The following is a 6,925-nucleotide window of genomic DNA, read 5'->3' on the forward strand; positions in this document are numbered from 1 at the left end:
TAGGTCCCCCTTTTTTCTCTATTCGCCTAAAGTTGCCACCATTACTGCTTTAATCGTATGTGCTCTGTTTTCGGCTTCTTGAAAGACAACAGAACGATCACTTTCGAAGACCTCATCTGTGACTTCCATTTCATTCAAACCATATTTTTCTTTAATTTGTTTACCAATTTCTGTTTCTGCATTATGGAAAGCAGGTAAACAGTGTTCAAAAATGGTATGTGGATTGCCTGTTTTTTCTATTAATTCTTTTGTTACACGATAAGGTTCTAATAATTTAATACGTTCTTCCCAAGTATCGTCAGGTTCACCCATCGATACCCACACATCTGTAGCAATCACATCCGATCCTTTCACCCCTTGGTCAATATTGTCAGTCACTAAAATAGTACCGCCGTTTTTATCAGCCAATGACTGACATGTTTTTAGTAACTCATCTTTAGGTCTTAACTCTTTCGGACACACAAGATGGAATGTCATTCCCATAATAGCTGCGCCTTGCATCAATGCATTTGCCATATTATTGCGTCCATCACCAATATATGTGAAATGAATGTCTTCATAAGGTTTTTTTAATACTTCTTTTGCAGTTAAAAAATCAGCAAGCACTTGTGTTGGATGATCTTCATTCGTTAAACCATTCCAAACCGGAACACCAGCATATTCTGCAATTTCTTCAATAGTACGTTGAGAAAATCCGCGATATTCGATACCGTCATACATACCACCTAAAACACGAGCCGTATCTTTAGCCGTTTCTTTTACTCCCATTTGTGTACCTGTAGGCCCAAGATACGTCACATGAGCACCTTGATCATAAGCTGCTGTTTCAAACGCACAACGTGTGCGTGTAGAATTTTTTTCGAAAATTAAAGCGATATTTTTACCTTTAAGTTTTTGTTGTTCAATACCAGCATATTTTGCACGTTTTAAATCTTCAGAGAGATTAAGTAAGAATTCCATTTCTTTTTTTGAAAAATCAAGTAATGTTAAAAAATTTCTATTTCTTAAATTTTGCATCTTAGCCCACTCCTTTGTCAGAGATTTAGCATTTAAAATTCAATACACATGATGTGTATGAACGTTACAATATGTGTAACTTTTTATTATATTATTACACAAAAAACATAAGATAGAAAATTTAAAACATACAACAAAAAACTTCTTTGCCATATTTTGACAAAGAAGTCACTCATATTTATGCTGTTTTAACTTTTCTTTTTGCTTCACGATCTATCATATCTTGTTTTGTAACAATCGGATATTTTTTGAATACAAGAGAACCAAGAAAACCTGCTAAACCACCCACAATTGCCATTACAACACCATAGATAATCACTTTCATTGGACTATTAAAACCAAACATCACTAAGAATCCTGCAATGGGTGTTGCTGTACCTGTCGCATCATTGATCATACCAGATAAAGCGATAATTAAACCTGCAACAGCTCCTCCAAAGAAGTTTGTCACATACACTGGTATCGGATTAGCAGAGACAATATCAGCTTGAGATAACGGTTCAATACTTACTGAAATCGTTGACTTACGATCTCCTAATTTTAAACGATGGAACAGCGTACCATTCATAAATGCCGAACTAAATGCAGCCATAGCACCAATGGCCATTGGCACGCCAGTTAAACCAAGTAATGCGGTTAAAGCCATTGAACTTAACGGTGCTGTACCTACAACAGTAATAATGCCTCCAAGAATAATCCCCATAATAATTGGATTTGTGTCCGTACTACTTTTAATAATGTCACCAATTTTTAGTAATGTATTATTCACTACTGGCGTTAAACCCGTCGCAATTAAACGTGCAAGTGGTGCAAGAAGAACGATTGAACCAATAAGATCTACACCATCTGGAACATATTTTTCTGTATATTTCATAAGATAACCTACAATATACCCAGCAAAGAACCCAGGAAGTAAGTCTAAACCACCACAAGCAGCTCCGATAACTAATGCATACACAGGTGAAACACCAATAGCTAAGGCCGTTAACCCAGCAGCAGCGACACCACCAAGACCTCCCGCAGCGTCACCTAGTTGTTCTAAAAATTTAATACCAAATACTTCTCCACCTACATATTTGTTAAAAGCTTCTACTAAAAATGTCGCAATGGCTGCATTAGCTAAAGCTCCCATCGCACGCATACCACTAGGTGCTTTATATGTAAATAACGTAAAAATCACTAAGACTAAAACTAAAAACAACGTACCAATTAATAAATCCATAATCTACTGTCATCCCCTTATATTTAATTTAGATGTGAGGTATGGCTTCAAATCAAACAATATCTCACTACTTACTTTCTTCCTTAGTAGACAGTTTACTAAAAAACGAAATATATTTCACGGAATTTTTTAAATTTTTAAATTAAATTGAAAAATTTGTTTATTTTTTACTTAATTACTTCAAAATATATCTATCTTACACATTATGAAATAATCGACAAAATGATATAAATATACAAATGAAATAATCTGTAGTTATAACTTATCTTGAATATATTTATTAAGTCACTCACTTCCTTTTAAATATGTGATATGACGTGTTAAGCACATTCTGTGTGTGATTTTAACTATTACATTTGTCATAATAACAATCGATTATAACTGCTCTTTTATTATGCAAAAAGCTGAGACGCTCAAACGTCTCAGCTGTATGACATCTATATTATTGTTCTATTAATGAAAAGTTTATTAATTTATTCCATTAACATAACTTTTGATAATCATAAATGATAATAAATATTATTTATTGTTAACTTAAACTTAGAAAAGGAGATGGCAAAAGTAGATAAAAAGACTTTTAAAATAACATTAGTTGGAGTTTTGATTTTATTGTATTTTTTATTTTCATTAAGCGACAATTATAGTATCACCTTACTTTGTTTATCAGCTATTATTTTAGGTACAATTATTCATTTTTTAGTAGAATTTATTGGTAATTATCTATATAAAAATAAAAAGTAGATTATATATTCATGTCTAGAAAAGCCCTTTTGTATCTTTATTCTGTTAATAAAATAAACAACAAATGTCCTAAAATAACTAAGATAATAGTCATTAAAATAATACTGATTGTTGCTATTATTTTTATTGTTCTTCTACTAAAGTCAGTATTAGTATAAATCGAAAAATAGAACATTACCAAGTATCCAACGAACATGCCATACATAGATAATAAAAAATTCCATTCAATATCCATATATCCTCCACGCATTAAAGCATACGTTCCTATAATTATAAAAAATAAAATAAGTTGGTATATAAAAGTTATCATTTATCTATTAGCCTCCTACATTAGTATTATATTTTTAGATTGGTAGCAATCTTTAGATAATGTTCTGAACTAATAGCGGAGATTGGCAACCTAAAGAACAATTAAAAAAGTTATAATACAATAATACTGGAGATGTGATGACATGAGTACAAATAAAAAAATATATTTTCTTTGTTTCATATTATCTTTTATTATTTATATATTTTTACCTACCAACTTTTTTATTACTCGTTTATTCGTTATTTTTCCTTTATTATTCTTAGGTGCATTTTTATTTTCTTCGAACAAAAAAAGTTAGCTACAAGTGTAGTTAACTTTTTTACTATCTCTCAATCTTAAAGAAAGGATAAAAATGGATAATAATTAGTTTTATAGTGACGGAACTTCTGATAATTATCACTTATGTTAACTGCTTATTTAATAATATTAATTGAAATGGTCCAATCAATATTAGAATACATCTATATCTCTATTTTCTTTTAATTAAGTGCTCTTTTTAAAATTATCATAAACGCTGATATAACAATACTTATAGTTAATATTGAATAAGAATTTATCGATACTATAACCTCTAATATTGCATACTATTTACAATTGTTACAAGACCACTTTAAATTGTCTGAATACTATTATTTTAGTTGATTTCATAGGCTTCAGTCGACGTCAATGCTATAAATAGGATTGATTTTTTTATCCAAATCCTATTTTTCCTATTACTTTTTAACCTGTTTATTATTCTATAAATCTCTCTAAATGCTCTAAAAAAGTATCTTAAAATTTCAAATAGTGGTTAGCTATATTTTTCACTTTGCAACAGAACCAGAATAAGTATATATATTCAGGGTATATATAAGTAATAGACATCTAAATAATAAGTAATAGGAGGCTGGTGTAGATGTTCAAAAATATATTATTACCCTATGATTTCGAAAATGATTTTAGTGCTATCCCTGACTATTTAGAAAAAGTCACCGATGAAGATTCAGTTGTTGTAATTTATCACGTTGTAACAGAAAATGATCTTGCAATTAGTATAAAGTATTATAATAAGCATAAAGAAGATATTATTAGAGAAAAAGAAAAAAAACTCACTCCATTTTTACGTGAATTAGAAAAAAGAGGTATTCAATATAAAATAGATGTAGATTTTGGGCATATTAAAGATACAATCTTAGAAAAAATTACTTCTGGAGATATAAATAATGGTGAATTTGATTTAGTAATTATGAGTAATCATAGAGTCGATTTGAATATTAAACATGTTTTAGGAGATGTTACACATAAGATTGCTAAAAGAAGTTCTGTCCCAGTACTAATTGTTAAATAAACATAAGAAGTAAGAAATTTATTAATTCAAAAAGCCTAAATACTTTCTCACAAATCGAGAGAGTATTTAGGCTTTTTTATTTTTTTAATTTTGGTTTGTGATTTTTTAGATTATTTTTTGATTAGTCGTTCTAAAAAAGATTAGACACGCATTTATGCCGAGAAAATTTATTGAAGTTGAGAAGAACTCTTAACTAAACTTGTAGACGAATGTCGGCATAGCATGAGCTATTAAGTCGACCATTCGACAAGTTTTGGGGATTGTTAAGGGTTCCGAGGCTCAACGTCAATAAAGCAATTGGAATAAAGCGATATTAAATTTTTTAATCACTACAGTCGCATTTTAAGTTTCCGTTTTCATCTATAAACGATTCTTTATTTTTTTCTTCGTAAATTACTGGCAAACCTTGTATATTCGTAATCATTCGCATTAACTTCCCATCTTCATCGATGGTTGCTAAACTTCCACATTTATCACATTCGAAATAATTGTTACCGTCAAAAATTCGGTTAAATTGACTCATAATTATCTCCTTTGTCTTTGTTTTGAAACGAGTTGAAAACGAGTTTCTTCTTGTCTTGATGATTAGGTGCTATCTTCTCGGCTAATTCCATTCCAAGTTGATTACATTGTGCTGGTGTTACTTCGCCAGACTTAAATGACTGGATAACCACATGACCTTCGTTGCCACCCGTTTTTCCATACAGTTCACGTGTCGCTTTGAAACTTCCCTTGGCATAGTCTATGTCACAATTTAAGCCACTTTTTTCTTCAGCCCGTTTTTCAGCGTAATTAATAGCCCGTGACGTTGATTTCGTTGAACTTATTTTAGCTGTGGCCATTTATATCACGTTCTTTCATTTCTTTATAAGATGTATAGCATTTAATAACATCTATAAAGGCTAAAAGTAAAAAAAAGATACTTGCCCAAAATTGATGTGCATAAAAAATAAAATAGCTAATCATAATTAAACAGACAATAAATAAAATTAGACTTAAAATCATATTTATTTTAGGACTTTCCATATTTCATCCAACCTTCTACGTAATTCTTCGATATTATATTCTAATGCTTCATAATTCGGCGCCTCATATTGATGTTAGTTACAATATTTAGCAATTTGATTAGCATTTGATCCTAGCTTGCTTAAATCCTTAGCTATCGATTGTCGCGTTTCTTTATCAAATTTTGGTGCGACCAATCGACTTCCCTGTGCCTTTTTCTTAACGAAAGCAGGCACACTCATATTTAAAGTTTCCGCAGATTGTTGTAACTTTAAATATTCGCCTTCGTTCACTCGAAAACTAATTTGTTTACGCTCCTTACGGTTAGGTTTACGGTTTTTCTTAACAGCATCGTCGCTAGCCACAAATGTGTCTCGTTCACTCATTCATTCCCACCACGCTTTCTTCGAAAGTTATTACTTGAATAACCTAAGCATATAAAATATGTAAAGGTTATTAAAGTAATATAGTGGTTTGGCAAGCACTGGCTTTGCTAGCCACATACGTGGTAGCGTCGCCGGCTTGTTGGGGAATATCCCCAAGCCCCTTAAGATTTTTTCTGCGAAAAAATAAGTGGCTAGATATTAGCCACTTATTTTATATAATAATATTTCTAAATTCAATTTACTCTTTATCAGATTTTGTTATTTTAGCATTATTATCTTCTAGTAGTTTTTTAAATACTGAATCGGCTCTCCCTACGAAAGAGAATTTTTGAGGAAAAGACATTTCTATTATAATTTTATCTCCTGTATCAGTATAGTTAAAATTTTTCATAATAATTCCTCCTATTATATTTAAAAATAACTAAACAAATTATAATTAATATAAAATAATATATTAAACAGACTAATATTGAAAGTAATATTGTATTATCAGAACTATTGTATTTTGAAAAAATAAACTGTGATAAATCAATATTATAAATATAGTACTTTTATTAATATTAATGACTTTAAGGAATTACCAAAGAAAATAAAAATGTTGAAAGGATGACTTTAAATTGAATAAGTTCTTTTCGCTAATGATACTAATAATTCCAATTTTATGATATTGCTTTTTTTAATTAATGATATAGAAAAATCTTTGTTGATAACTTTAGTAATCTTAATAATTACAATAGCTCTGCTTTTTTTTATAAAGAGGAAAGACAATAAATGATATATTATACAAACTTACTACCTATAATCAGTAATTATGTGAACAAAAATAAATATCTTAAAATGTTATTTGAAATTATGATTACGTTAAAGTTTATATACTGAAATAATTGAGGCTGGGACATAATTTCTAACAAATTAGC

6 protein-coding genes and 3 pseudogenes are annotated in these 6,925 nt (G+C 29.9%); 2 read left to right on the top strand and 7 right to left on the bottom strand.

All coding sequences use genetic code 11. The features are described 5' to 3' along the window. Positions 1-18: 18 nt before the first annotated feature. Together argF and HMPREF2647_RS01465 are read right to left on the bottom strand one after the other, a co-directional pair. Complete coding sequence (gene argF, locus HMPREF2647_RS01460) at positions 19-1,017, bottom strand: ornithine carbamoyltransferase (protein ID WP_048761618.1); 999 nt, start codon at positions 1,015-1,017, stop codon at positions 19-21. A gap of 178 nt (positions 1,018-1,195) precedes the next feature. After that, positions 1,196-2,197 carry a PTS sugar transporter subunit IIC gene (locus tag HMPREF2647_RS01465; RefSeq protein WP_231451771.1) on the bottom strand — a complete coding sequence of 334 codons (1,002 nt, stop codon included), beginning with the start codon at positions 2,195-2,197 and terminating at the stop codon, positions 1,196-1,198. Between HMPREF2647_RS01465 and HMPREF2647_RS11410 the strand changes: the two are divergent. Beyond that, a pseudogene (locus HMPREF2647_RS11410) lies at positions 2,157-2,240 on the top strand (hypothetical protein); the annotation flags it as partial. The gene HMPREF2647_RS01465 and the pseudogene HMPREF2647_RS11410 sit on opposite strands and share 41 nt — an antisense overlap. Before the next feature lie 777 nt (positions 2,241-3,017). On the opposite strand, the gene HMPREF2647_RS01470 reads toward HMPREF2647_RS11410, so the two are convergent. Continuing rightward, the gene (locus HMPREF2647_RS01470) at positions 3,018-3,290 is read right to left on the bottom strand and encodes a hypothetical protein (protein ID WP_017175582.1); all 273 of its coding nucleotides are present in this window, start codon (positions 3,288-3,290) and stop codon (positions 3,018-3,020) included. Between the two features lie 895 nt (positions 3,291-4,185). Here HMPREF2647_RS01470 and HMPREF2647_RS01475 point away from each other — a divergent pair. After that, positions 4,186-4,617 carry a universal stress protein gene (locus tag HMPREF2647_RS01475; protein ID WP_017175581.1) on the top strand — a complete coding sequence of 144 codons (432 nt, stop codon included), beginning with the start codon at positions 4,186-4,188 and terminating at the stop codon, positions 4,615-4,617. A gap of 322 nt (positions 4,618-4,939) precedes the next feature. Here the strand turns inward: HMPREF2647_RS01475 and HMPREF2647_RS01480 are convergent, their stop codons facing one another. From HMPREF2647_RS01480 to HMPREF2647_RS11255, 4 genes and pseudogenes are all read right to left on the bottom strand, one after another. After that, positions 4,940-5,140 (bottom strand): hypothetical protein, encoded by a 201-nt coding sequence (locus HMPREF2647_RS01480; protein ID WP_017175580.1) that lies wholly within the window; start codon positions 5,138-5,140, stop codon positions 4,940-4,942. Between the two features lie 55 nt (positions 5,141-5,195). Next, a pseudogene (locus HMPREF2647_RS01485) lies at positions 5,196-5,459 on the bottom strand (relaxase/mobilization nuclease domain-containing protein); the annotation flags it as partial. Positions 5,460-5,624: 165 nt separating this feature from the next. Further along, positions 5,625-6,008 (bottom strand): annotated as a pseudogene (gene mobC, locus HMPREF2647_RS01495) (plasmid mobilization relaxosome protein MobC). A 238-nt stretch (positions 6,009-6,246) separates the two neighbouring features. Continuing rightward, complete coding sequence (locus tag HMPREF2647_RS11255) at positions 6,247-6,399, bottom strand: hypothetical protein (protein WP_017175576.1); 153 nt, start codon at positions 6,397-6,399, stop codon at positions 6,247-6,249. Positions 6,400-6,925 lie beyond the last annotated feature (526 nt).

The organism is Staphylococcus sp. HMSC035D11, assembly GCF_001836075.1.
In the GTDB taxonomy this organism is placed as follows: domain Bacteria; phylum Bacillota; class Bacilli; order Staphylococcales; family Staphylococcaceae; genus Staphylococcus; species Staphylococcus hominis.

Coding starts and splice junctions, on each gene's coding strand:
- argF (WP_048761618.1), bottom strand. CDS start 1,017: ATGCAAAATTTAAGAAATAGAAATTTTTTAACATTACTTGATTTTTCA.
- HMPREF2647_RS01470 (WP_017175582.1), bottom strand. CDS start 3,290: ATGATAACTTTTATATACCAACTTATTTTATTTTTTATAATTATAGGA.
- HMPREF2647_RS01475 (WP_017175581.1), top strand. CDS start 4,186: ATGTTCAAAAATATATTATTACCCTATGATTTCGAAAATGATTTTAGT.
- HMPREF2647_RS01480 (WP_017175580.1), bottom strand. CDS start 5,140: ATGAGTCAATTTAACCGAATTTTTGACGGTAACAATTATTTCGAATGT.
- HMPREF2647_RS11255 (WP_017175576.1), bottom strand. CDS start 6,399: ATGAAAAATTTTAACTATACTGATACAGGAGATAAAATTATAATAGAA.